General features: G+C 61.0%; 17 protein-coding genes. 8 read left to right on the top strand and 9 right to left on the bottom strand.

The annotated features are described in order from the left end of the window. Positions 1–252: 252 nt before the first annotated feature. Positions 253–3,246, top strand: a complete 2,994-nt coding sequence (locus tag CHU93_RS02755) for a TrlF family AAA-like ATPase (protein ID WP_341476560.1) — start codon at positions 253–255, stop codon at positions 3,244–3,246. Beyond that, positions 3,246–4,175: a hypothetical protein gene (locus tag CHU93_RS02760; RefSeq protein ID WP_094472657.1), complete on the top strand. Its 930-nt coding sequence runs from the start codon at positions 3,246–3,248 to the stop codon at positions 4,173–4,175. The genes CHU93_RS02755 and CHU93_RS02760 overlap by 1 nt, the downstream gene beginning before the upstream one ends. 328 nt (positions 4,176–4,503) lie before the next feature. On the opposite strand, the gene CHU93_RS02765 is transcribed toward CHU93_RS02760, so the two are convergent. After that, the gene (locus CHU93_RS02765) at positions 4,504–7,500 is read right to left on the bottom strand and encodes a RelA/SpoT domain-containing protein (protein ID WP_165768575.1); all 2,997 of its coding nucleotides are present in this window, start codon (positions 7,498–7,500) and stop codon (positions 4,504–4,506) included. A 276-nt stretch (positions 7,501–7,776) separates the two neighbouring features. On the opposite strand from CHU93_RS02765, the gene CHU93_RS02770 reads away from it, so the two are divergent. The 5 genes from CHU93_RS02770 (at position 7,777) to CHU93_RS02785 (ending at position 12,819) form a co-directional block, all read left to right on the top strand. Next, positions 7,777–10,935: a coiled-coil domain-containing protein gene (locus CHU93_RS02770; protein ID WP_094472659.1), complete on the top strand. Its 3,159-nt coding sequence runs from the start codon at positions 7,777–7,779 to the stop codon at positions 10,933–10,935. Positions 10,936–11,057: 122 nt separating this feature from the next. Further along, positions 11,058–11,222, top strand: a complete 165-nt coding sequence (locus CHU93_RS17270; RefSeq protein ID WP_133064292.1) for a ribbon-helix-helix protein, CopG family — start codon at positions 11,058–11,060, stop codon at positions 11,220–11,222. Continuing rightward, positions 11,219–11,776, top strand: a complete 558-nt coding sequence (locus CHU93_RS02775) for a hypothetical protein (RefSeq protein ID WP_094472660.1) — start codon at positions 11,219–11,221, stop codon at positions 11,774–11,776. The genes CHU93_RS17270 and CHU93_RS02775 overlap by 4 nt, the downstream gene beginning before the upstream one ends. Continuing rightward, a complete protein-coding gene (locus CHU93_RS02780; protein ID WP_094472661.1) occupies positions 11,773–12,327 on the top strand; it encodes a hypothetical protein in 555 nt (184 codons plus the stop codon). Before CHU93_RS02775 ends, CHU93_RS02780 begins: the two co-directional genes overlap by 4 nt. Before the next feature lie 132 nt (positions 12,328–12,459). Then, positions 12,460–12,819, top strand: a complete 360-nt coding sequence (locus tag CHU93_RS02785) for a hypothetical protein (protein WP_094472662.1) — start codon at positions 12,460–12,462, stop codon at positions 12,817–12,819. Between the two features lie 20 nt (positions 12,820–12,839). Here the strand turns inward: CHU93_RS02785 and CHU93_RS02790 are convergent, their stop codons facing one another. The 5 genes from CHU93_RS02790 to CHU93_RS02810 form a co-directional block, all read right to left on the bottom strand. After that, positions 12,840–14,903, bottom strand: a complete 2,064-nt coding sequence (locus CHU93_RS02790) for an AIPR family protein (protein WP_165768576.1) — start codon at positions 14,901–14,903, stop codon at positions 12,840–12,842. Then, positions 14,896–15,897, bottom strand: a complete 1,002-nt coding sequence (locus tag CHU93_RS02795) for a PD-(D/E)XK motif protein (RefSeq protein WP_094472664.1) — start codon at positions 15,895–15,897, stop codon at positions 14,896–14,898. The genes CHU93_RS02790 and CHU93_RS02795 overlap by 8 nt, the downstream gene beginning before the upstream one ends. Continuing rightward, entirely contained in the window at positions 15,890–18,628 is a 2,739-nt protein-coding gene (locus CHU93_RS02800; RefSeq protein WP_094472665.1) for a Z1 domain-containing protein, read from the bottom strand. Before CHU93_RS02800 ends, CHU93_RS02795 begins: the two co-directional genes overlap by 8 nt. Then, positions 18,625–20,112, bottom strand: a complete 1,488-nt coding sequence (locus CHU93_RS02805) for an ATP-binding protein (protein WP_207759194.1) — start codon at positions 20,110–20,112, stop codon at positions 18,625–18,627. The genes CHU93_RS02800 and CHU93_RS02805 overlap by 4 nt, the downstream gene beginning before the upstream one ends. Positions 20,113–20,177: 65 nt before the next feature. Continuing rightward, a complete protein-coding gene (locus CHU93_RS02810; RefSeq protein WP_094472666.1) occupies positions 20,178–21,731 on the bottom strand; it encodes a DNA cytosine methyltransferase in 1,554 nt (517 codons plus the stop codon). A 111-nt stretch (positions 21,732–21,842) separates the two neighbouring features. On the opposite strand from CHU93_RS02810, the gene CHU93_RS02815 reads away from it, so the two are divergent. Further along, complete coding sequence (locus tag CHU93_RS02815; RefSeq protein WP_243375133.1) at positions 21,843–22,295, top strand: very short patch repair endonuclease; 453 nt, start codon at positions 21,843–21,845, stop codon at positions 22,293–22,295. 208 nt (positions 22,296–22,503) lie between these two features. On the opposite strand, the gene CHU93_RS02820 is transcribed toward CHU93_RS02815, so the two are convergent. The 3 genes from CHU93_RS02820 to CHU93_RS02830 all read right to left on the bottom strand — a co-directional run. Beyond that, on the bottom strand, positions 22,504–24,462 hold the full coding sequence (locus CHU93_RS02820; protein ID WP_094472668.1) for a DUF3732 domain-containing protein: 1,959 nt from the start codon (positions 24,460–24,462) through the stop codon (positions 22,504–22,506). After that, a complete protein-coding gene (locus CHU93_RS02825; protein ID WP_094472669.1) occupies positions 24,459–24,944 on the bottom strand; it encodes a three component ABC system middle component in 486 nt (161 codons plus the stop codon). Before CHU93_RS02825 ends, CHU93_RS02820 begins: the two co-directional genes overlap by 4 nt. After that, positions 24,941–26,188 (bottom strand): ABC-three component system protein (locus CHU93_RS02830; protein ID WP_207759195.1); only part of this gene is annotated, 1,248 nt, incomplete at its 5' end. The genes CHU93_RS02830 and CHU93_RS02825, both read right to left, overlap by 4 nt.

Here is a 26,188-nt window from a genome sequence, read left to right on the forward strand (position 1 = left end):
CAACGCCCTGACAGGAAGGCTCATGAATAAGGCGGGCTAGCGGTCATTCCCGCGCGATAGGCCGAATGACCGTTCCCGTCTGGAGCTGGCATTCGGCATTTAACTTGCCGCCCGGTCATCGCAGCGGCACCTGGGTCGGCAACGGCACCTGCAGCACTCGCTACAAGGTGCCGGACTATATATCTGTTGACCGAACATCCCCGTGCGAAGACAATCCTCGGCATTTTTAGCGACGACCTAGGTGGGGATATCTTGACGAACAGGAGTTCAATAGGCGGTAATTCTGGTTCGCGGTGGTTGCGCTGGGATCCGCATTTCCATGCTCCCGGCACCGCACTCAACGATCAGTTTGGTGCGGCGGAATCCGACTTCGACGCCTATATCAAGAAGATCGAGACTTCGGCGCCGACCATCCGTGCGGTCGGGATTACCGACTATTATCTCCTCGATACCTATGAGCGAGTCCGAAAAGCCAAGAAGGAAGATAGCCGGCTTGCAAAGGTCGACCTAATTTTCCCGAACGTCGAGCTTCGACTGGATTTCGGCCTGCCCAAGGGCGGCTGGATCAATGCACATCTGCTGGTCTGCCCCGATGATCCCAATCACCTCAAGGAAACCAGGAACTTCCTCGCCCAGCTAACCTTCCGCGCGGACGGCACGCTCTACAATTGCAATGAAGAAGGCCTCATCCGCCTCGGGCAATCGGTGGACTCCAAGCTGGAGGGAAAAGCCGCCATCGCGATGGGCGCAACGCAATTCAAGGTCAGCTTCCAGCAATTGCAGGACGTCTACCGCGACCTCCATTGGGCGTCGAAAGATCGCAACATCCTGATTGCTGTAGCGGGCAGCAAGACCGACGGAACGTCCGGACTGCAAGGAGAAGCCGAGGGCAAGATCCGTCAGGAAGTGGAGAGGTTTGCCCATATCATCTTCGCAAGCAGCCCGGCGCAGCGCGATTTCTGGTTAGGGAAGAAGAGCCTTGGCCCGGAAGTCATTCGCCAGCGCTATGGTGATCTGAAACCTTGCATCCACGGTAGCGATGCACACGAGACCGATAAGGTCGGCGAGCCCGATGAAGACCGCCTGTGCTGGATCAAAGGCGAGGCTACCTTCGACGCGCTGCGCCAAGCCGTCATCGATCCAGGCGGCCGGGCCTATGTCGGCACTACACCACCGATGCAGGCGCCGCCGTCGCGCGTGATCACTCGCTTCGAGCTCTTGAACGCTCCCTGGGCGACGACACCGATCATCGATCTCAACCCCGGGTTGGTGACCATCATCGGCGCGCGGGGCTCGGGGAAGACCGCGCTCGCAGACGCCATCGCAGCCGGATGCGACGCTGCAGCCGAGCATTTGACGGAGGCGTCCTTCATCTACCGGGCGAAGCCGCTGCTGGAAGGCGCCGAGGTGCGGCTGACATGGGGGTCCGGCGACGAGGTCGACCGCAAACTTCTCGATTATGAATATGATCCGGACTTTGGTGGCAGGTATCCGAGCGCCCGATACCTGTCGCAGAAGTTCGTCGAAAAGCTGTGTTCGGCAGACGGCATGACCGACGAGTTGATGCAAGAGATTGAGCGCGTCATCTTCGACGCGCAGCCGGCAACCGACGGCTGTTTGAGCTTCGACGAATTGCGCGACCTGCGCGTAAGTCGCTTTCGGGCGGCGCGAGACCGCGACGCCGCTGCGGTGATCAACCTCTCCGACGCCATCGGGCTCGAACGCGAAAAGAAAGGCCAGATTGTCTTCCTCAAAGCAAAGATCGAGCAGAAGGAGAAGCTGGTCAAAGGCTTCGAAGACGACCGGAAAAAGCTCGTCACCAGCAAGGATACGCAAACCAGGGCAGACGCGCTGACGGTCATCATCAACGCGATCGAAAAGGTCAATCGCAATATCAATTACTTCGTATCGACGAAGGAGGCGTTGCTCCGCCTCCAGGACGAAGTGGAAGGCTTCCATGCCTTCACGGCACCTGAGAATCTGCGGCAAGCCAAGGCAAACTACACTGCCGCGCGCCTTGAAGACGCAGACTGGGAAGATTTCCTTCAGCGTTATGCCGGGGACGTCGACACTGCCCTTAAGGCCAAGATTGCCACAGCCCAGAAAAACGCGGACGACTGGCGCGGCAAGCCACCGGCAGCCCTTTCAGACAAGACCAAATCTTACCTTCGCGATGGCGCAGATCCGAACAAGGCGACGCTTGCGTCGCTCGAGGCAGAGCGCGACCGACTGCAATCGCTCATCAACATTGATGAAGATGCTCGGCGCAAACTCGTCAATCTGAGCCAGCGGATCGCCACCGAGAATAGCGAGCTAGAAGCCGCACGTGCCGCCCTCACGGAAGCCGAAGGCTGGCATGAACGTTCGAAGGAACACGACAAGAATCGGCGGTTAGCCTATATCCGTGTCTTCCAATCCGTCATCGCGGAAGAGAAGGTTCTCAATCAGCTCTACAAGCCGCTCATGGAACGCCTTCAGGAAGGCAAAGGCACGCTCGAAAAGCTCTCCTTCACCGCAGCGCGCAAGGCTGACGTCGGCGCTTGGGCTGCGGAAGGCGAGAAGCTGTTCGATCTGCGACGGGCCGGCGACTTCAAGGGCAAGGGCAAGATCGAAACCTGGGCCGCGACCAACATGCGTGCCGCCTGGGAGACGGGCGATGCGGCAGCGATCGAAGATGCGCTCCGGCACTTTGCCGACGAATGGCAGAACGAGCTCGTGGAAGTCGCAAACGTCAAAAAAGAAGACGTGGTCGCCTATCGGGGCTGGCTACGCCGTTTTGCGAAATGGCTTTACAGCTCCGACCATATCTCGCTTCAGTATGGCGTCGAGTACGAAGGTACCGACATCACCAAGTTGTCGCCGGGCACCCGAGGTATCGTGCTCCTGCTTCTCTATCTGGCGCTCGACACCGCGGATGATAGGCCACTGATCATCGACCAGCCGGAAGAGAATCTCGACCCGAAGTCGATCTACGACGAACTGGTGCACCTTTTCACCTCCTCCAAGGCGAAGCGACAAATCATCATGGTAACCCACAATGCCAACCTCGTCGTGAATACTGACGCGGACCAAATCATCGTCGCAAGGGCGGGCACACACACGCCCGGCCAGCTGCCGCCAATCTCCTATCAGTCTGGCGGGCTCGATCAGGAAGCGATGCGGCAACAAGTTTGCAACATTCTGGAAGGCGGAGACGATGCGTTCAAACAGCGCGCCCGGCGGCTCCGTGTGGCGCTCGAACGCTAATGGTAGACACCATCTCGCGCTCGGCTAACGGCATTAGCCTTACCGACACGGTCCTCATAAGCAGCGTGATCTGGATTCGATCGCTCGCCGGCCATGAGCTCAACCCATCCCGCCGCATGGTCGAGGATTTGACCGACATGGCGACCGCTGGCCATTTCGCGTTCGAAGAGAAGGTGGTTCGGAATCGCGCCGAGCTGGTCAGCCTACTAGACAGCATTGCATCGTCGGCCAGCAAGGGGTTGCGCCCGATCCTGCATTTCGACTGTCACGGCTCAGCCGCCGAAGGTCTTCATCTCAGACCTGCAAACGAATTTTGCAGCTGGGAGGATCTCGCGGCTCGGCTTCGCATCATCAATGTCGCAACGCAAAACAACCTGTGCTGCGTTTTCGCAACGTGCTTCGGCATGTGGCTCGCAACACAGCTGCGGCTCTCGCTGCCCGCGCCGTGGTACCTGACAATTGCACCCAAGAATGAAATCAGTGTCGGCGTGCTGGAGGAGCGGACTGCAAAATTCTACCGCGAAGTGTTTACGAGCGCGAATATCACGCAAGCCTATGAGCGTGTCCTCAAACCCGATCTCGACATCCTGCTGTGCAAGAAAGTCTTCGCTGAATCGCTGGCACGACATGTCGCCGTGAATTGCCGGGGGGATTCCGGCCGGCAGCGGAAGGAAGCCGCGGTCGCTGAAGTGCTGAAGAGAAATGGGATTGTCTCACCGACGCGGGCTCAGCTAGCCCAGGCGCGACGCGAAATTCGACACAAGTTTCAGGCATCGCAGTGGGTGATTGATCACTTCGCCGACTTATTCCTGATCGGACGCGATCCGGGCATCGACGTGGCCGATCTCGTACGCCTCGCCGACAACTACGCCCGTCGGGAACAGCGGCGTCGAGAAAGTGCGCGCAAGCTTAGTGGAAAAGCGCCGTAGCCCGCCCACGCCCCCCTTAGCCGACCGACTGGTTTGCGCGACCCCAATGGCGGGTTCCAGCAAGAGCCGCCACAAGCATCAACGACGCTGAATGTCTCGAGCTGGGTCGACAGCCGACAAGGCCTTGGGGCGATCGGGAACGGCGGCTATTTCGACATCGGTGATCAAGACCTGCCAGTCCGCCAACGGCCCATTGCTGGTAGGCAGCTTGGCACCCCTAACGTGTCATACAACCGCGCCAACATTCACTCCAGAAGCCGCCATCGGTCGAAAAACCGATTGTTAGCCGCGTCGCAACTCCCGCGAGTAATTGCTCTGAATTAGCCACTTACTCGCCGTCGAACTCGATGTTGCGCAGCGCGACGGTCCGATCGGCCCGGCGCCGCTCGATCGCCAGTTGGCTGTCCGCCGACCTGATGAAGCGCGCGGCGAAGTCGCGCACGGCCTGGTTCTCGTCGGCTTCCCACTGGGCGACGAGGGCCTTGCGCGCCTCCTTTGCCTCGACGGAGCCATATTCGCCGACGAGCACGCCGCTCGAGTCGATTATGATGTCGATTATGTTCAGCAGCTCGTCGTCCGCGGGGAGGAAACCGACGATCGCGCGCAGCAGCGGATGCAGGAACTGCTCGCCCTCGTAGGCCCTCAACACGGAGAGCACGAAGTCGATGCCCTCCCGACCCTGCTCGATCTGGCCGTACAGCAGCGGATAGAGCGGATGCTCCAAGTTGGGGAAGAGCTCGGCGATGAGCCGGCCGCCGTGGAACTGAGAGAACGCCGGATTGGTGTCGAACCACGCCCTCGCCGCCGCCACAATCTCGCCCGGGGCGGCCGCGAGCGGCGCACGCAGGTAGTGGAGGCGGTGCGGCAGATCCTCGTAGCGGATGTCCCCGTCCTTGCTGTCGTTCTGGAAGCGGCGGCCGATCAGGTCGATGACGGCCTGCACATGCTCCGCCGCGATGACGGCGAGCATCGCCTCGCCGTCGCTGCCCAGGCGCGGCATGTCGGTCATCAGCGTGAGCAACGGGTCGACCTGCTCGGCGGAGAGTCCCTTGAGCAGCGCGACCTGGTCCCAGTTGAACATGCCGCCGGTCCAACTGAACACGCCGCGCGACGCCAGCGACCGCGCGGTCGGCAGGTAGATCTCGTCGAACAGGCCCTGCGGATGCTTTGCCGACTGCCGGGCGGCGGCGATGGCGGCGTTGTGCAGGACCCCATCGTCCGCCGCGGCCAGCCCCTTAGCGGTGATGGTGGCCAGCAAGTCGAACCGGAACGCCTCGGCGAACTGCAGGTAGTAGGCGATCGAGGACAGGTGCCTGTCCTCGACCATCCAGCCCTCGAGCAAACGGTCTACGTCCGGACCTCTGCCGGCTTCCCAAAGTCCGTGGAGCATGCCTGGCAGCCATTCCGCAAGGCGGTCGCTGAGCCGGGGCAACCACGACAGCAGGATGTCGGGCTGGGTCGTCGCGAGCCGCTTGATGAAATTCTGGAGTCCAATGAACGTCGCCCCATCGCTGCTGCGCGTCTCGACGAAGCGTTCGAGCTGCGCCAGCCACTCGTCCGACGTGTCGGCTGTGACTTCCGCGATCAGCGCTTCGATGCCAGCGGACTGCTCTTCCTTCCTCGCCTCGTAGTCGAAGCCCGGCCTCGACCACATGCTGGCCGTCACGCTGTCGTAGCCGACTAGCAGCCGGTAGCGGGCCAGTTCGGGATCTGCGTCTAGCGCGGCGCGGACTGCGGCGAACGCGTCGAGCAGCCGCCCCTGTGCTGCCGCCAGCGCGGCGTTACCGGCCATGGCTGGCGGCAGCGCGTGGTAGGCGTAGTATCGCTGGTGGACGACGACCTCGAGATACCGCCTCGCCTCGAGACCGAGGCCGGGGATCACCCCGGCAAAGAACCCCATGACCTGAGTGAGGTCGTCCATGATGACCTCGCCGAGCTGATCGGTGTAGCCGGCGTTGTTCGGCGTGCTGCCAGCGGCGAGCATGGCTTGCCGCACGTTTCCCTTCGCCCCGTCTTCGGGGAGGAGCCCGTGCAAGCGCTCGAGCTGTCCCAGCGCGTCGCGGCGAATCTGCTTCAGCTCGTCGGTGACGACGACCGATCCGTTGTGAAGCAGCATCGCGTCGGCCTTCGAGCTGGTACCAGTCACCGTGCTCAAGAGGGTCTCCTTCAGCATGATGGTGGCGGTCGCGGCGGCGTGGACAAGGGAGGCATCCTCCAGTCCCGCAATCATATCGACGATTAGTCGCTGGATTCGCGGCCCCACCTTCTTCCAAGCATGTAGGTCATACTGGGCGAACCGCCGGGCGAGATCGTCAATCGGCTTGCGCTCGTCGTCCGTGACGGCGGCGCGGCGCATGGCGATCACGGCGTCGAACATCCGCTCCGGCGCCGCGTAGAGCAGATAACCGCTCTCCAGGATGCGGCAGATCTTGCCGATGACTGCGTGGGACCTGGTGCCCGGATACTCGCGGTTGAAGTACATGAGTGGCACCTCGGGCATCCCGGGCGCGCGCATAGCCGCATCGGACATCGTGTCGATGATGTCGGGCGCGGCGGCGACGTAGTCGTCGAAGTGGGGCAGCACGAAGTTCGAGTAGCGCTCGACCATCTCCTCGAGGCTGTTGCGGTCGTCGCAGCCGCGGATTGCCGCGAGGGCGTCGCCGTCGAACATCTCCTTGCCGTCGCGCAGGTGGGCATAGTCGCTGGCGATCTTGTCGAAGGCGTAGCCCGCCGGCTGGAGGTATTCTTGCATGACCTTGCGGAGCCGCTTGCGCATCACCTCGATCTTGGCAGCGCCAAACCCAACGTCGGTCATCGGCTTGTATATGGTGTCGTGCGCCATCTCGGCCCAGGCGTGGTCGAGGATCGTCTGGATCTGAATCTCGCAGCGCAGTCCGGCGAACCGGCGGTATTCTGGGAGCGCACAGCGCGCCTCGCTCAGCTTTACCACCCAGTTCTCCGATATGAAGAACTCGGCACCCTCCTCCTTGCTATCGGGGTAGTGCATCTTGGAGCGATCGTAATCGACGTCGAAGTTGTCGCGCAGGATGCCGCTGTTCCGGAATCGCTCAACGTCGCCGTTGGTGTAGAGGATCACGCGGCAACCCGCGACGTCCTTGGCGACGTCGCCGATCGGCGTGTCGGCCTTCGCCCCGGCTTTGGCGAGCTTCGCCTTGAGCGACGTCGGCTCCTTCGCGCGGCACTGGATGTTTTGCAGGCGAAGGTCGTGTTGCTCTGCGATCGCGGCATCGAGGATGTCGGCCACCGCCTCGGCGAAGTCAGCATACAGCGCCATACCACCGGTTTTATATTCGTCGAAGGTCATTCCGCGCTCCCGGCCCGCATCCAGATCGGCAAACCGAGGCATATCGAATGTCCGCTTCGCACAATAGTTCTTCTAGAATCTGCCGTTCGGCAAACGGTCCGAAAACAGCCAAGTCAACGCCCCCCAGCGCAGTGCGCGATGGCACGGAAGTGCCTTACCATCCAAGAAGGAAAGGGAGGGGGTCGCAATAACGGTCGAATTCGCAACAAGCGCCTTTCGACCCCCCTCGACCCCCTCCCTTTCCAAAAATGACGGCAATCACGTGAAATTGGCTCAATGTCCTCTAATCGTTACATTTTTGGCGGACGCATTCGGAGTGACGACCAAATCCGTCGCGCGGTCGCACAAGCGCGCGGTAAGGCATCAGCGGCAGGCCGGAAGCGCGCCGAGCTGGACGAGCAAATTGAAGCCGGAAACATGCGTCGGCGTTCCACGCGAAATGCTGCTCGTGATGATGCAGACGCGAGGGCTGAAGAAGCCAATGCAAAGGCCGTTGCGGCCGGCATTCGCAGGTCGCTGGCTGCACAGCGGCGGGCCGAGATCGGCGAAGGGACAAGTGTCCGCATAAGCCGGATCGGGACCGAGAGGCCCATGCCGGGTTTCGACCATCACACGCCGGTTTCGCTGCCTGCCGGTTCCGATTTCGCGGGCTGGGCCAAACCGTCGGTGGACCTCGATGGCAAGGCCAACCTCGTCATGAAGTTGTGGGCCCACGGCAGCAATGCATCCGGAAACGCCTTCGCATCGAAATGTCGCTATGTGATCGACCCGGATGCGCTGGCCGGCGAGCGCGAAGAGGTGATCTTCTCAAACATGATTGGGCCCAACGGCCCTCAACCCGGCAGCCCGGATTTTGATGGCGCCGTCGTCGCGTGTGCACGTGCGCTCGAAGAGTTCGAGACCACGGTCGGCCGCACGGTCGGCGGCGAGCCCAGGGCCCAGGTGTTCAAGCATGTCGCAATCGCGCTGCCCGCCGGCCTGAGCCGTGAAGGCCGGGCGGCGGTTGCCCTTGAACTCCTGTCGCGTCTTGAGAAAGCGAAACTGCCTTACGTTGCAGCTATCCAGCGCCCCAGCGGCGGGCGCGGCGCCAAGGATGACCGCAACTTTCACCTGCAGCTGGTGGTGAGCTGCCGCCCGCTGCTGCATGCGTCTGCGAGCAGCTGGGAATTCGGCCTTCTCAAGGATCTTCAAACACTCGGCCCCGACGGGTTGAGGCAATGGCGCCACGAAATTGTCGATGCCTTCAACGCGACCCTCGGGAAGGAGGGCCTTGACCCTTGCTTCACGGCCTCCACGCGAGCCGAGCGCGGCTTGCCGTCAAGACATCAAGCTGCTGCGCCGGCCGACGAGGCCGAACGCGGCAAGGCTGCCGCTGCGGCGCTCGAATTGATCCCGCGGATTGCAGCCAGCCTCCGGGGTTTGGAGATTGCAATCGTGCAAGTCCGGCGCCTCGCGATGACCGGCGTTGCGGATCGCCTTCGGGCGTCTGCTGCGCGCATGACGGTCAGCCTACTGGCCGGGCAGCCGGTCAATGCGTGGCGATCAGCACAGGTTCGCGACCTTCATGCTGCCGATCGGCTGCGGGTTGCCTCAGGGAATGCTGGCCGCGCCTGCCTAGCTCGGCTCAAGGGTCTCGGTGCCATGCGTTCCTCCATGCAAGGCCTCCATGCCGATGATCGGCTGTCTACGGCCACGGCACGTTTCGTCGAAGCGCAGGCAAAAGCATTAACTCAGTCCACGGCCGCCCGGGTTCAGCTTCTTCGGGCGGCAGATCATCAGCGGGCGCTCAAAGGGCTCGATGCATTGGGCACTCTTCGTCTGACTGTCCAGATGGACACCCGGCGACTGTACCGCAGGCTCACCCACTTGGCAGATCTCCGAACGGCACTTGTCGATCAGCGGATTGAGCCGCGCCTCGGACGTCAGCTGGAACGGCTGAACATGGCCCAACAGGACGCCAATGTGCGCCGATTGGATATTGGCATCCGTCTTCGCCACCTGTTCGCTCGAAGCCAGCAACTGCTTGAACTTGCGGCCCAAGACCGCCTTGTCAGCACGGCTCGCCGCCACATCGGGGATGGTCGAATCCGGTTTGCCGACGCGCTGTCCAGACAGCGAGCCTTGGAATTGGCAGCTGCCAAAGCGACAATCACGAGAACGGCAAAGACCATCGCGATCGAAGCTCGGCGCGCGCTGGTTAAATATCGCCGGGCCCAGCGCGCCCTAGTGGATGCCGATGCAAACGGCCTTCGTCTTCGAATGCAACAGACCGCCCTTGTGGAGGCCGAAGCGGCAAAGGCAAGGCTGATGGCGGCCCGAAACCACCAGGATGCTCTCGATCGAGCAATGGCCGGCGGCCGGTTTGACCGGGCATTGTGGGATCTGCGGGAAGGCGCACTCCAGCGTCTAGTCCACAGCGACAGCCTTGCTTCTGACCTTAGCCGGCTGGGTGCCGCTGAACGCCTGGCCAAGGCCGACGTTGATTATCATCATCAGCAGGATGCCGCCGGGCGTCAGATGGAAGCTGCTCGTGTCGGCCTCAGGGATGCGAGCGATCGCCTCGCTGCACTGCTCGATCTGCGGACGATGCAGCGCCTCGCGGCCCATGCGGCCCGTCTGCAAACCGCTGGGGACCGGCGGGCCACAGAACTTCACGACCGTATGGCCGCGGTTCAGATGGCGAAATCGAGGCTTGCTGCCCTTGCCGAGCGACCGATGGACGATGTGCCTGCAGCCACGCCAGCTGATAGACATCAGCCTGCACCGACACCCCGGTCACCGTCTATCCTGGCTCGGTTCCGCACCCTCTTCGCTGGCCCGAAACCCGCCAAAGCACAGGACAATGGCAAGGCGGATGCTCAGGCTGAAGATGCTGCGGGCGGCGTACGGTCTGACCACGAAGAAAGACGGCGCATTCAAAAGGAAAAGGAGGCCGCCGAGCAGAGGCTGGCTGAGGCGGAGCGCCGCATGGCTGAGGAAACAGCCACCCGAAATGCCTACTGGCGTGAGGAGTTCCTTCGCATCCTGGACCGCAATTACCTGCTGCACATGCATGAAGCCAGAGACCTCGACAACCGGTTGATCTATGACGATCCGGGCGACCGCAAGTTCATCGAGCAGACGTTATCCAGGGATGATCTCAGCCGAGAGGACCGGGATGCCTTCCTCCTCGCGTTCACGTTGGCCAAGCAGGACTATTATCGGAGGGCCGCGAAGCCGCAGCGGGACCATGCTGATGCCGAAAGCGGGGTATCAATCGACCGCCCTCGCAATGACCTCAGGACGACCTCGGATCGCATCACGCCGGATCGGGAGGCCCATGGGCAGGCGTCTTCGCCCGCCCTGCCCACCGAGCCATCGCCGGAGCCGGAGGCGACCAAGGACCTGCCGGCCTCTGTTCAAAAGGTGCGACCCGAAAAGGACCGGGGCCGATAGGCCGAATGTCCAAGCATGGTCGACAAGCGACGATGCGCACGAAGCCAGGACAGGATCACCCGTGGAGTTCAGGTGTTCAGGGAAAGCAGGAAAGGAGGTCGGTATTTGAAAGGAGATGAAAAATGCCAACAAAAACAATGTCAAAAAAGGTCGAGAAGATTGCGGTGCGCTTGTCGTGGGAAGAGGCCGAACGGCTGCGACGCGAAGCACATGACAGGCGAACGACCGTTTCCGAACTCGTCCGGCAAATGCTGGCCAAATCCGCTTCACAGGGGGACGTGCAATGAGCACCATTCACGTCCCTCATCCCATCACCTTCACTGCTGAGGCCGCAATCCCGGCTCCGTTTGCTGCCTTCAAGCTGGTTGAAGCCCTGGCGCCACACCTGGTAGCCGACCGGTTTGCCACCATTCCCGGAGGCTTGCGGCTCCTGGATGCCGGTACCGATGTCATCATGAACGCCGCGGCGGCCGGCTTGGACAATCATGATCGCAATCAGGTGGCCGAACATGTGAAGCGGCATCAGGTCAGCGCCATCATCATCACTGACACCGCGGTTGGCCTGACCGCCACCGCCTGGTTCCTGCGCCGTGGCCAGCCGCATTCCATGTCCGGGTTGCGTCCCTGGTTCCATGTTGATGCCGAAGGCCTCATCTTTGCTGCCTCGCCGGCAAATCACGGTGACCGGGTGGAAGCCTTCGTCGTTCCCCCCGACAAACCGGCTCAGCCGACAACACTTATGCTTCCGACGGCTGACGACCTGGTCCGCGGGATCGAAAGTGCGCACGTTCTCATTGATATGTGGCGGGATATCCTGCTGGTCGGGCGGTTCTCGGCATGACCACCTTGGACCTCAAGCCCCGCTCCACGTTGTCAGTGTCGGTGCGCTACCGATCCGATGGTGACCTGGACGAGTATGTCTTCGGCAAGCTGCACCTGCATCCGCATTCCATCCAGCCAACCGATCCTTGGTCACCCACTGTAAAGCGGCACGACACGCTGCTGCCGCTGCTGTTGCCCGATGAATTGCAGAATCCACAGGCGCTGATCGGCTCGTTCCTGTCGCGCACCGATCCCCGGCAGACCGCGATGGCCTTGCACATGAAGTTCACCCAGGCTGACAGCCTGCCGGCCCACATGCATTGGGAGGTCGTTCGGGAATTCCTCCTGACGCAGGTCGTCGATGCCTATGAGCTCCCGCTGATCATGATCCGCCACGATCCATTCGAGCGCGGTTTCGTCGATGCGGCGCCGCCCCACATCCATGTGGTGGTGCTGGCCCGGCGGCGCTTGCTCGGCGACTGGGGGCCGACCACGCCGCTGGTGTTCGACAGGAAATGGGAATCGCTGGTCTCACTCTGGGCAGGCAGATCCGAGCCGTCACCAGCTTGATTGATCGCCCCTCGGTGGCCTTGACCACCGAGGGGCGGTGACAATGTGAACGGCAGCGCAGCTGGCACGCCAGCAACCACATTTCGACCGTGTCATTGAACCTTCCGCCCTTTTGATTAACATGGACGTGAAATGAGCATTCAAAGCCAAGCCATCCTGCCGGGGCACCTTTCGCCTCACGACCTTCTGGCTGCGGTTCAGCAGGTCTCTGACCAGACGGTCATGCTGCGCCCCACACACAAACCCACATACTGGCTTCTCGAGATGCATGGCCCGGACGGAGTGGAGGCCGCCCACGTGTTCCTGGAATCATCGGTCGCCGAGGACTATGTCGATGTGACCGTCGATCCTTCGACCTTTCTGACGATCGCTTGTTCACCGGTGGGCAGCGAGGTGCTGCGTACTCTTGCTCATGGGCTTGGCGGGCATTTTCGGCGAACGGAACACGATCCATGGAGTAAGGCCGATCAGGCAAGCATGCCCGCGCGCTGAAGCCAATTGCACAATCGGGTTCAACCCGCCGGAAACCCGGCGTCGATGGCCTTGTCTCTGGCCTCCATGGCGGCCACGCCTTGCTTGTCGGACAGGCTTCGCCCTTGGGCCGCAAGGGCAACCAAAGAAAGCTCTTTTGGAGTAATCGCCTTTCTCACGCCCGGCCACTGCATGAGTTGCTGCCAATAGGCTGCACCAAGGTTGATTACGTCGATCGCCGCCTGGGTTGCGTCATAAGCCTTCTTGGTCGCTTTTGCTCCCTTCCTCGCGGCACGCGCATCTGCCACCGATTGAAGGATGTCCGGCAATGCCTCGGGCCATTCGATCTCGAGCGCCTGGACGCGCTGCCAGCAGGCGGTGATCTTGGCCCATTCAGTGATGTTCTGGCCAGGCTGAGCCGGGCTCGTGACAACTTCGCGGACGGCATCGACCGCAGCAATGATGGCTTCATGAAGCGCAGGTGGGAGAGTCTGACGGTCCCAAACGGCTGTGAAATTGAGACTATCCTGCCGTTGCTGGATGTCCCAAGCCAACTTGGCCAGAGCATGAGCGACGATTTGGGCGCGATAACCTTTCTGATACCAGGGGCGATTTGAAACAATCTTTTCCGTCTCGAGGAAGATGATCGCCTTGGCCACGCACTCCTTGAAGAATTCGTCGTTGACGCCGGCCAGCGATGTATCGCTCCACTTAGAGCTGACGTTCGCCGCAAAATCCGAGAACGTCTTTTGGGCCCCGCGGCAGACCGAGCATGGGTTCACCATGCCGAATTCACCTGGCCAGAGGTTCAGGAACTTGGCGAGATCGGTCTTGGTGATCAGCTGTGCCTTAGGCCACTCCGCATCGAATTTCTTCTGGGCTGCCCCGCTCGTGCTGGCCTTGGCATTCTGGTATTGACCACGTGATCGTTCGTAGAACCAACGCGTCTGCGTGAAAGTGCCCTCCACGGGCGGCGCAAGGATCCGCCTCGACAATTTCTCCAGCTCAATGTGGAACGGGTGATTGGCGAAAAAGTCGGCCGCATTCACCTTGTTCTGGGTGTTGGCATACTCCGATATCCTGGGGACCACCTCTTCCGAACGCTCGGGGCGAACGATCGACAGCTTCATCTGAACAAACACGTTGTCGAGCGTCCCGCCCTTTGCACGATGCAGATGGAGGGATGCCGTCGTCTGGCCACCATTCACGATCTGGAGATTGCGAATCCTCGCAATGCCAGTCCCGTCGTCGCTCAGAGTGACAGCTTCGGCGGTGGCCGTGATGCCGTTGTTGTAGGCGAAGAACATTTCCGGCGTTTCGCGAATGGTCCTCGCCATCCCCTTGTTCACATTGCCCTTGAGCTGGAGAAAACTCCGGACGTTTTGCTCGAGCAACCGGGAACCCCACCGGTCATAGATCCGGGCAATTTGCGCTCCGGGGACCACACACAGAAAGGCTTCATAATCTCCAGTGCCAAGGTGAGCCGGCAGTGCCGGGATGGCGCCCCCGAACTCGTCGACAAGGTCGAGCTCCATATCTTCCCGCTCACGGCCGGAGGATACATATTTCCAGAGCCGTTCAAGGTCCCACACCGAATAGGTAACCGTCTTGCCATCAATCGTCACCGCATCGCGGCCATCCACTCGTGCGCTGAGGCGGCGGTTGCTGATGAGGATCAACTTCACCCGCCGAGCCTTTACCCACATGGCATTGATGTGAACGGCTGCGTCGAGGGCTGTTGAACTGTCGTCCAGGGCATTCCGGAAAGCGGGTTCGCGCGCCCGCTTCATGAAGTTGGTCAGGCGATTGAAAATGGCATCCATCTCGGTGCCAGTGAGGCTCTCGATTGTGTCGTCCTGGTGAAAATCAAGCACAATCAGGGAAAGGTTCCCATCGGCTTCATCCGGATTGCCGCCGTGTCCATCGATCCGGATGCCTCGGTCAGCATGGGTGGCGCGTTCATGTGTTTCGAGTTCGCCAGCCGCGACGAGGTGGTCGCACATTTGACGAAAGAACACGTCTTCCTTGAATTCGCCGTTGGCAGCCGCCGTCAGGCTGACGTCGTGCAGCAATTCCTTGAGAAAATCTTCAATGCGTTCAGACATCGCGATGGCGCCCGATTTCGTTCGCAATTTCGGCAACAAGAATGGCAAAGGGCTCGCAGGCGGCAAGGTCGACAGAATACTGCACGCCGCGAACACCCGATCCTGCCCTATCGGGTGTGATGCGGGGAAACCCGTCCACCACATCGAACGCGCGGCTTCTGCCTTCGACCCAAAGGTCATCCTCATAATCGGCAGTACGGGTCACTCCGGCCGAAATCAGGCAAGCTTCGAACATTTCTATCGCTGCGCGATCGGCGCTGTAGACCATTCCACGGATGTCGTCGGCGAGAATGGCAATCGAAATGGCATTGGAGGGATCGGCTTCCTCTATCGCTCTGTCCAGTTCCACCACATGCAGAAAGAGCCGGTCGCACCCGCTTGCATCCAGCTGATGCTCGGATGAGATCCGGATGAAGGGCGTTGCCGAGCCACGCCTTGCCTTGGCTTCGATGGCCATTCGGCCAACCTCGAAATCCTTTGGCGCACCCAGCGGACCGCGCCATGCCGAGATTGATGCCAATGGCGAGAGTTGGGGCAACAGGTGTCGCTTCAGTACAAGCAACTCCCCAATGAGACCCTTCTGCTCCTCGTCACCAAGCTTTCCACTACCGCCACCTTTCAGCAGATGGTGCCAGCGCCATGTCCGCGCTACAGCCACAGATACCGCCTCCGGCTCGGTACCGCTGGCTTCCGTGGCAGTCATGATATCTGTCGCGAGCTTGAGGAATATGTCTCGCTGTGAGCCGTCCAGCAGCTTGAGCAACAGGGCGCGGTGACCCTCGGAAGGCTCCGTCAGTTCAACCGACAAGCCCCTGGGACGGGGCAACTTGCCAATCGGCGTTGAAGCAGGGTCGTGAACCATCACCAGCAGGCATTTTCCTGCTTGATCCTTCGCCCAGTAGAAGTTCCAGCGCGACTCTGCCGACACGCGGCGCATGGCAAGGAGCGTCGTGGAATCAGGCTTCTTGATGCTTGCCCATGGGTCTTCAGTCATCGTCGCCCCCGATGTCCTCGTCGTCCATGTCGTCCGGCATGTTTTCCTTCAGCCAAACCGCCCCGACCACATATTCCACCCGCTTTTCGGGCTTTTGGGTCGTCGGGAAGCTGATGCTCCACGCCATCACGGGAAGGTCGGGGATGATCGTTGGGATCGTGTCAGTCTTCTTCTTCAACCAAAGCAGGTGGACGATCAGAAGGGGCTTCTTTCGCACATCGCGGTAGATGCGATCGGGAAAGTTCACAGACTGGCCAGCCGCGTGCTTCTTTGCCGCTGCGGGATCCGTCGCGAGATAGGATTGCCGCGCAAGCTCGATCTCGTCATCTTCAAGACCGGTTTGCTCGACACCGCGCGAAGCCACACGCTGCTTGTTCGAGACCCTGATTACCTTCTCGTTGGATCGGTCGCCAATTGATCGTTCCTGGCAGTGGATCGTCATCCCAAGAAGGTCCTCGGGATCGGCCTTCTTGTCCAGACCGGGCTTCACGCTGGCGAACAGGACGTCCCACTTGGCCAGCTCATCCTCCTGCCGCTCTTCGATATATCGAACAACCGGGCCTGGCTCCGTGAGAAACGCCCCCTCGGAATTGCGGAACGCGCGGATGAAGTCCGTCACGATGTTGACGTCCACATCACGGAACAAAGCGCCGGCGGCGACCTTTTCGGCCGTCGAGGGCATGTGTCCCCGATCTCGCATGGCACTAGCAAATCGGCGTGCTGCATCGCGATTGGACTTGATCGAGGCTAGGTCGGCTCGAAGAACGGCGGTCTCGATGAAGCTCATTCCCAGACCAATCTGGACAACGACGCTCTTGCCCGTGCCCATCTTGTTCCTTGCCGTGACAATCAGGGTATCCGGGTGACTGCGCACCTTCAGGCCGAACATCGCGGGCGTGGCGTTGAGCGCCTCCATGGCCTTGAATTCGGCCCGCAACTCTTCGGTCGCTTCGGCGATATGTTCGTACCACCCCTGGGCATCTTCGGGCATCCAGACCCTGCACAGGTCCTCGTATCCCGGACGGTATCCAAACCACCGACCCATCTGCATCAGCGTGTCGTACATCAGCGAATTGCGAAGGAAGTAGCTGATGGTGAGGCCTTCGAGAGTCAGACCGCGTGAGAGCGAAAAGCCGCCGACAGCTATGACATGCAGCCCGTTTTCCTTGTTGGCGCGATAATCGAGTCCGCCCTTTGACTTGGCATTCACCTCGACAACCTGAATTGGCGCCACCGCCTGCAACAGGTTTGCGTGCACCGTTTGCCAGTCGGCCGCGTCCTGGAACTCCCGCTCCCAGATGGTGTGGAGCTGATGGATGGCGGCATGCTTGAGCGAGGCGGTGGCACCAAGGCCGGCAAAGCTCCGCACGGCCTCACGCAACTCCGTCACAAGCCCATGGATCTCGTTCCGCAGCAGACCCTGCACGGCGGTGAAACGAGAAGCGTTCACCAGCATTGAGGAATGCTGAGTTCCCTGTCCACGAGCGATGCGGATGGCACGCGCCACGACAAAGGAATGCACGGCATCGATCAGGCTGCCCGGCAGGGCGGCCAGCTTGTGGCTGATCTTGTGGCCCACGGGCAGCAGATCTTCGTTGTCCGTGATCGGCCGGATGATGGCATCGCTGTTTTCGAGAAACACCTTGCTGGCGCCGAAGTAATTGTCCGGCGGGTCAAGGCTGACGATGAAATCCCTTGGGAACAGGTCGGCGCCGAGCATCTCGTCATCGGTTTCCGGATCGATGAAGATGTTGGCAAAAGGCGTTGCGGTGTAGCCCACGTAGCATTTTCGCCCGAACAGCTCGAGCAGGCTCCGAATCTGGCCATTGATCTTGGTGACAGCGCCCGGCCCGCTGGCCGTGTTGATGGAGGCATTGTCCGCCTCGTCGTCAATCAGAAGGACGGGGTCGGCGATCTTGCCGCCGCCGCGTTTCGCGTTGTTATCCTTCAGCCAGGAGAGCAGATTGCTCAGAGTGCTGCTGTTCTTCTTGATGACGAGAATGGCCGGGGTCTTCAGATCGCCGATCGAGACGCCGACGGTGCTCGCCTGCTGCTTGTTGAAGTCCTTCAGCGTGTTCGTGAAGCTTGCGGGTTTCCGGGTGGAGTCGAACAGGCCCACACCGATGCGATTGTCCTCGCCGTCGAGCGCAAGACCCTTGCCCGTATCCCTGCCGATGAAGCCCTCATCGATGCGAGCCTGGGTCTGACTGCGCAGATTGTTGTGGACGCCGGCGATGACGATGATCAACTTGTATCCGGCGTCGGCCGCCTTGCAGATCAGGCCGGTATAGTTCGCGGTCTTGCCCGATTGGACATGACCCACGACCATGCCGCGGCGATCCCATTCGCCCTCCTTGCAGGGGTCTTCCAGTAAGCCGACAATATTGTCGGTCACCTGATCAAGCGTCTCCAGAACACCCTTCGGGAAGCCCTGCCCGACAAGAAGTTTCCGATAGCGGTTCCAGAAAAATGGATCGATATCTGCGCGTCGGTTCGGCAGCCAAGGCTTGAAGCCCTCGGCAGTCAGCTGGGAACCAATGGACATGCCGACGTCGAGCTTGGTTTCGAGCTCTTTTGCCAGATGCTCCGCTTGAACATCGCTGATCGACCCGAATTCGGGCATTGACCGTATCAGCTTGATCCGCGTCCTAATGGACTCGGGAGTCGGCAACTTCTCATGGAAGAGCCACGCGGAAACCATGTCTTCAAGCTGTTTCAGAGGTGTGCTCATCGGTCCCAGCCAAACCTGTCCTTCAAAGCTGACTCGACCACCGGCCAGTTGGACCGGAAAGGATCCATCATGCCCAGCATTGCCAAAACGCCCTCATCGCGCGCTTCCGCGCCACCATTAAGGTGCCGATAGGTGTCCGCCGCCACCACCGCGAGCTCATGGTCGGCAAGATCGCCGGACGACACGGCGGTGGGATTGCCCCCCTTGTCAGCAAAGATGCTGTCGATCGGCAGGCTCGTTTCCATAAGCCTGATGAGCGCCTTGAGACGCTGTCTGCCTTCATCGCCCAGCTCATTGCTCAACTGCGCGACCACCGGGTGGTCCGGGTTGATACCGTACCTGATCTGGCCCTTGTGCTGGATTCGTTGCCAGATCTCGATCTGATCGTCACTGACCAGCTTCTTCCCGCGGTGCGTATAGACACGCTTGGACCCTGAGCAGATCTGCTCGACAAGGCCGCGCAGTTCACGCCGCAAGGCCGGCGGCGGCTGGGCAGACGCCTTCTTCACGTCGATCTTCCACTCCGCATCAAGCTCCTTCGGCATGTCGATGCGGACGCGTGTCAGCTGAGTGATAGGCTTCTGCTGTGCCAGACCGAACCACGTCCCGGAAATGATCAGGCGCTTCTCCCGGTACAGATAGAAGCCTTGGTTGCGAAGAAAGCCCGCCTTGCCGGCGAGCGCTTCATATTGCCGGTCTGTCAGCTTGCTGTGGTGGGGCAAGGTGAAGGTCTGCACTGCCACATTGTGCCCCTTGATCTTGAAGATCTGGGGCTCGTTGGGATTGCGCTGGGTCGCCTTGTGGCTGGTGCCAAACGGGTCATGGGGCTCCAGAGGCCTGTTGTTCACCATGATGGGCAGCTTGCTGCCGGTCGCCTCACCCGACAGATAGCGGTGAAACACCAGCTCGATGTGGGATGCTGCCTCGTCAACCCGCTGGGCAAGCAGCTTCTGCTGCTGGGCCTCCTGCTCATCACCCAGGATACGGTCGAGTTTCTCCCAAACGACCAGTGTGCCATCACCGACAAGCCGTTCAGCGAATGGAATGGTCTGATGGTCTGCAGGTAGCAGGATTTCCCACCGATCCGACGACGCCACATGGTCGAGGTCCCAAATGGCGGCACTGGACTTTCCGCCCCTGCGAGTGAGCACAGACAACCGCCTGCATTGCGAGAAGGATGCCGTCTTCATGCCTAGGCCGAAGCGGCCAAGGTCGAGCTTGGCTCGGGCATCGCGCGGATTGCTGCTCCCCGGTCGCATCGCGTCCAAGAGGATTGCCTTGGTCATTCCGCCGCCATTGTCGAGTATGCCGATTGCTGGATTGCCAATTGATGGATCTACGAGGATGTCAATTCGGCTGGCGGCGGCGGCAATCGAATTGTCGATGATGTCTGCAAGAGCAGTTTCGAGAGAATAGCCGATATCGCGCATGCTCTCGATCAGCATGCTGGCCTTCGGCTGGATCTCCTCTGTCTTGAACTGCAATTTTGTCCTCGTCCGGCAGTTGAACCTCTGGTTCGCCTGACAGCGAAGAGCCGTCAAGACATCCGCTAATCATTCCTGTCGATAAGTTTGTGCAATGCTTTTGCGATGCCGCGGGCAAGCAGCGGGGGCACCGCGTTGCCGACTTGGACATACTGCTGCGTCCTGTTACCCAAGAACACGTAGTTGTCAGGAAATGTCTGGAGCCTGGCGGCCTCCCTCACAGTCAGCGACCGGCACTGTGCTGGATCGGGATGGATGTAATAATGGCCATCCTTGGAGATGTGGCTCGTGACCGTGGATGAAGGCTCATCCCACACCTGCACTTTGAAGCGGTCCGCGAACTTTCCGCTGTTCCAATTGGCGTGCCTTGGCGCGAGTGCGCGAGGGAAGTCCTCAGCCTTCGGAGATTGGCCAAAGGCTGCACCGAACGCTGCCGCAAAGGCATAGCGAGCGAGGTCGGCCGCCATATGTGTTCGTGCTTCATGGTTGGGCAGGGCCTTGAGCTTCGGATCGTAAAGCCAATCTGCCAGATCTGCAGCACATTCGGGTCCGGCGGGCGCAATGGAGCGGTCTTCGCGAGGCAGTTCCATGTTGCCTGATCGCAGCGCGGTTCTTGCGTCTTCAACGGCCTTCCTGAACCTTTCCGTGCGCAATTGAGTGCCGTTGAGCCTCAGCGTGCCAAGCAACTCCAATGCAGCCGTCACTTCGGTCGTCCAGGCATCGGGACTGTCATCTCCCCGCGAAATGCCGCTGCGCAGGCGCGGCATTTGTCCCAACACATGCCGCACGGTCGCTTTCGGCTGCTCCAAAAGAGCTACTGATCTGATGATGTCATCGCTAAGGCCTTCCGCGAGGTCCTCCCGAAGCCCAACGATGAACAAGCGATGGCGTGCCTGCGGTATGCCGTGGCGCTCTGCCCTGACCACGAAGTCTGCGGGTGCAGGTTCGATGCCGGACGCCGCCCCGCCCGCTAGGCTTACCAGCTTGTAGCCAAAGCCCCTGCCGCCGGCCCTGCGCAGATCGCCGAGGACCTGATGAAAGAGGAAATCGCCATGGGCCCGGGAGGAAAGAAGTCCCTTCACGTTCTCCATGACGAAAGCTGCGGGTTTCAGCTTGTTCAGCACTTCGACATAGGCTTTGTAGAGGGCGTGACGGTGGTCCTCTTCGAAGACGTAGTTCACCTTTCCCATGTTTCGCGAGCGACCGACGAGCGAATAGGCCTGACAAGGGGGGCCGCCAATCACGATCGTCCTGTCGCCGTACTCGCGCTCAATCGCAGCTAACTTTCTTGCGATCACCCTATCATCGCCCGCAACGCCCATCGTAAGGTTCTGGGCCTCATCACACGCTGAACGCCAATGGGCAGGATACAGGCGGGCCCAATCGGGCTGGCTTCCCCCTTGCTCAAGCCACTCATAATACTCAGGCGGATAGCCGTCATCGAACTGCCGAAGGTAGCTCCGCAGCCTCAGTGTCTGGTGGGCAATGGGATCCTTTTCGACGGACAGAACCACCTTGAAAGGCTGCGTCTGCTTGGCGTCACGGAAGGCCGAAAAGCCTTCTGCGAGGCCGCCTGGTCCGGCGAACAGATCAACGACAGCGTATGGTCTTGGTGTCATGATGGCTTCGGTTGTTGACGGCGGTCCTGTTGTCTAGTCGATCCAGGGCCGTTTTCCAGGGGCGTTCTCATTGTCATGGATATTGTCGGACGCGAAACCAGATCCCGCATGATGGCCGGGATCAAGGGCCGAAACACCAAGCCCGAAATGCTCGTTCGCAAGGCACTCCATGCGGAAGGCTTTCGCTTTCGACTCCATGATCGGCGCTTGCCGGGCACGCCAGATATTGTCCTTCCCAAATGGCGAGCCGTTGTCTTTGTTCATGGCTGCTTCTGGCATCGGCATGAAGGATGCCGATACGCGACCACGCCAGTTAGCAATGGTGAGTTTTGGCAACGCAAGTTCAATCAGAACATTAGCCGTGATCATCAAAACGCCCAACGCCTTGTCGACATTGGATGGCGTGTGACTACCATATGGGAGTGCGAATTGAAGCAGGGCGGCCTTCCAGATAGAATTGAAAATCTCGTTGATTGGCTTCGGCTGAGTACGAATGAGTTCGTTCCGATCACTGACGCAGATCAGCCCATATGGGGTCAATATTGTCCGTCGCACAGCCAATAGGCGCTTGCGCGTTCACCGGCCGTCCTAGTGGCCTTTCCAGCTTTAAGAACGGCAGAAAGGCGCCCGCATGTCGATCATTGGAGCTTCAACGGGGCGGCCCAACACCGGACACCAAGCTGAACTATTCTGGAGTGAGGTCGACGAAACTTGGCTAGGTCTTCGCCTTAGCATAATCACGGTGTCGTTTGTCATCTCTGCTTGCGAAGCCTCATTCGTCATCGCGCGTCGACCAGTCGAGCGGGATCAGCGCCCTCCCCGAGGCTCGCGTCCACCTCTCCCGGGTCGCGCTGACGTAGCGGGCATCGTCCGCGAAGTAGGCGTGCTCGATTAGGAGGACCTGCAACCCCTTTCGGCGCGCGGTCTCGCCGAACAGGAAGTCGATATGCTGACGCATCGCTTGCACGTCCTCATCCTCCTCTCGGCCTGAGATCTCTGCTTCGTCCTCATCCTCTCCGCTCTGAGGAAAGTAAGGCCGGCTGATTTGGTCGAGGATGAGCACGCCCGGCACCGGCGCGTTCACAACTTCGAAGTAGCGCTGAAGGGCGAAAGACAGCGCAATATGAATAGCGAGATAGTTCTGGTCCGAGCCGACGTCGGGCAGTCGAAGCACGGCTCCGCTCCCCGCCTCGATGACGGCGACCTCGGGCTGGTGCGACGAGAAATCCAGCTCCGAACCGACGCAGGGTGCCACGGTCGGCAGGACTGCAAACGCCTCCGAAGCGAATTGCGAGATCTTCGCCTCCGCTCGCTTCAGCTTGATGTCCCTAGCTTCTCGATCGACCCGAGCCTCAAGCTCGGCGATCTCGGCGCGAAGCACGCCTAAATCGCGCGTCACCTGGCGCGGTTCGTCGACACTGGCCTCAAGGAAGAACGAGATACGGCCAAGAAGGTGAGCCCGAAGCTGCCCGAGGTCGGCCAAGCGGCGGGTCGCCTCGCTCTGCCGCAACCAAGACTGGATCTGATCATCGACCCGACGCAACTCGGCGTTCAAGCGCGCGACCTCGTCCTCGAGTGCCCGGTCATACTCGACGAGGCGGGGCCTCACGCGTTCAACCGCGACGCTTTCTGCACGAACCTTGGTCAGCGTCGCATTTAGCGCCGCCGCGGTCTCCCGGCCGCGCTCGGACGGCGCATTGCACAACGGACAGACCCCGGCAACCTCGTCCAGATGCAGGTGTTCCGCCAGCTTGAGTTTGTCGCGCTGTCGAGCCACCGCACCCTGAAACCCTGTCGCTTCCCGCAGCACCGTACGCGTAGCCTGCGAGCGCCGGCGTAGTGCGCCAAGCTCCGCCAAGATGTCCCGGCGACGAAGGTTCAGTGTGCCGAGCTCACCCTCGCTCGGGTAGACGCTGGCCTCGATCTGCGTCTTAGAGACCGTGATCAGTTCAGCGAGGAGAGCGGCCTCGGACGCATCGGCCTCGGGCGCGGCGGCAACTCCGATTCGGTGCGCTTCCTCGAGCAGGCTGGTGGCACGCTGCTTGAGCGCCGTCTCAGCCGCGACACGGGATCGGGCACGCGCTTCTTCCTTTTCCAGCGCGCGCTGGAGCTGGCGCAGCCGCCGCTCGTCCATCGCGCTCGCTTCATCGGTGACGCGCAGGAAGTAAGGCATGGCCGCGATGATATCGCGCGCCTTGTCGGCCTTCTCCAGGCCGTGAAGAAGGGTCGACTCACTGTAGATCACCTCCTTCGTCACGAACATGTACGGGGTGACGTGCCGGACTGTTGCCCGCCCACGGGCTCTAGCCGTGTCAGCCTCACCGATCAGATCGCCGATCCCGAACGCCCGCTCGATGAATGCCTTGGCCGCTTCCAGCGTTGTTGCGCCCTCGAAGTCGTCCACCGTGCCGGGAAGGGGGAGCTCCCGTCCACTCGTCGTGAACATGCGAGTGCTGGTGGCCTGGCCCACTGGCGGGATGACACGGCCCACGATCATCTGCGCGTCTCCGGACACCCACCGGACGCCAACTGCGAGGCTGCGCCGCCGCACATGGACGGGCAGCTCGCATTTGCTCGAACCGAGGCAATAATCGACGGCCTTGATGAGCGTCGATTTGCCGGTCCCGGACGCGCCAGTGATGATGTTTAGAGTGTCAGCCTCGAAGCTGACGTCGCGTCGCTGACCGGAGACGCCAAGAAAGAAGATAGTGTCAATGTTCCACCGCGTCATACCGTCAGCCCCATCATGTCGAAGACCGTCCGGGTAGTGCCGGCGGTGGAGAACCAATGCCCGAGGCGGCCAGAGCGCTTGATTGCTTGCGCTGGCTCCTCCCCAAGCGCCCTGACGGCGCTGGCCGTCAGTTTCTTCCCGCCGAGTTGAAGCCGCGCGCCGTCACCCATGACCAGAACCTGCGCGAAGCAGCCGAACCGGATCGCGTCAGACACGATGTCGAGCGATGCATTCACGCGATCGGCAAGCCCAACTTGGACCTGAGGGCTTCGCTCCAGCCATTCGAGCAGACCGGTGTTTTTGTTGGTGCCATCAAAGGCACCCATCAGCTCGCCGGACAACGCCAGCGGCAGCGCGAGATACACCAGCGGCGTTTCCGGCCCCTTGGGATTGGTGGAGAGATACGCCTTCGTGAACTCGATCAGCGCGGCCGCGCAGAAGGCCGGGTTCGTCTCGGCAAACACATCGTGGGCGACCCTCATTTCTCGGCCCCCAGCAACGTCTCGTATTCAGGATGCCAGCCGACCTTCAGGTTGATAGCCAGCACTTGATAGCTGCCGCGCACGTAATAGGGCGCGCCCCACCCTTCAGCTATCGGGCGAACGGTCGCCGGCGCGTCGTGGTGCGTCCACCGCAGCAGCTTAAGCCCACACTCGCACTTGCCCTCCTCGTCAAGAGAGGCGCAGCCGTCGACCATCTCTGCGTGACGGTCGGACCAGTGCTCGCGAAGGACGGCGTCATAGGCTGTGATTTTCGTCGCCATGGCTGGATTGTCGGTTAGCCAGCGGGCGCGCTGTTCTCGAGCCTTCCACTCTTCCCGGATCGCCCGCTCGAGATCGTAGGGCTTGCCCTTAACCAGTTCGATCTGCCGGGCAAGCATTCCGTCGGGCTGATAATCCTCTGGGTGGCTGACGGTCTCGAACTCGGCCACGAGCTTACCCTGTTCCAAGTCGGCGACCACGGCCATGATCTGGCTTTGCAGCTCCGCGCGCGTGATGACGCGGTCGCGCTCGCCACACAGCGAGTACACGATCTGGCGGTCCCACCACTCGATGAGTCGCTTCGCCACGGCCGGGCGATGTTGGGGCAGCACGAACTGAAAGTGTTCAGCAATCTTTTGCTCAATCTCGGCCACCGTCGGGCTGTCGGGCCGGATTACTGTGCGCCGCAGCAGGTTGAGGCGCTCGGGTTCGCTGAGCGCCAGGAAGGCGCGGCATCCATCGACTTTGTCGGGAAAGGGCAGCGTCCTCTTGGCTTTCGCAGCCGCCTCTCGCGCCTCGATGACTCGCTCAGCTTCGGTGGTCATCGCTGCTACGAGGTCGGAACGATCGGCTTCGGGGTCGGTTAGGGCCCGAAGCGGGCTATCAGATGGAATAGGCCCTACAGCGATCAGGTGCAGCGTGGTTTCAGCCAAGGTCAGGCATGGCAGAGCGTCGATCCAGACCTTGACCGTTCGCCAGAGCGAGGGCGACTTGATCGTGACCGGCGGCGGGCTGGCGCTGATGGAGTGCTTCAACTGGTACAGCAGCGTCTGCCCGTTGGCTTTCAACTCGACATCGTCGAGCTGCTCAATGCCGATCGCGGCTTCGTCGGTGTCCAGCGATACAAGCGTCAGAAGGGCGAAGTACGCTTGGAACCAAAAGCCGAGTGCGGAGCCCTCGGCCGCGTGCGTTTCGCTTGTCTGATGATCGTGTCCCACGGCGTGGTGTAGCTTATTGGAGCTCCC

The sequence above is a fragment of the Sandarakinorhabdus cyanobacteriorum genome, from assembly GCF_002251755.1.
Lineage (GTDB): Bacteria > Pseudomonadota > Alphaproteobacteria > Sphingomonadales > Sphingomonadaceae > Sandarakinorhabdus > Sandarakinorhabdus cyanobacteriorum.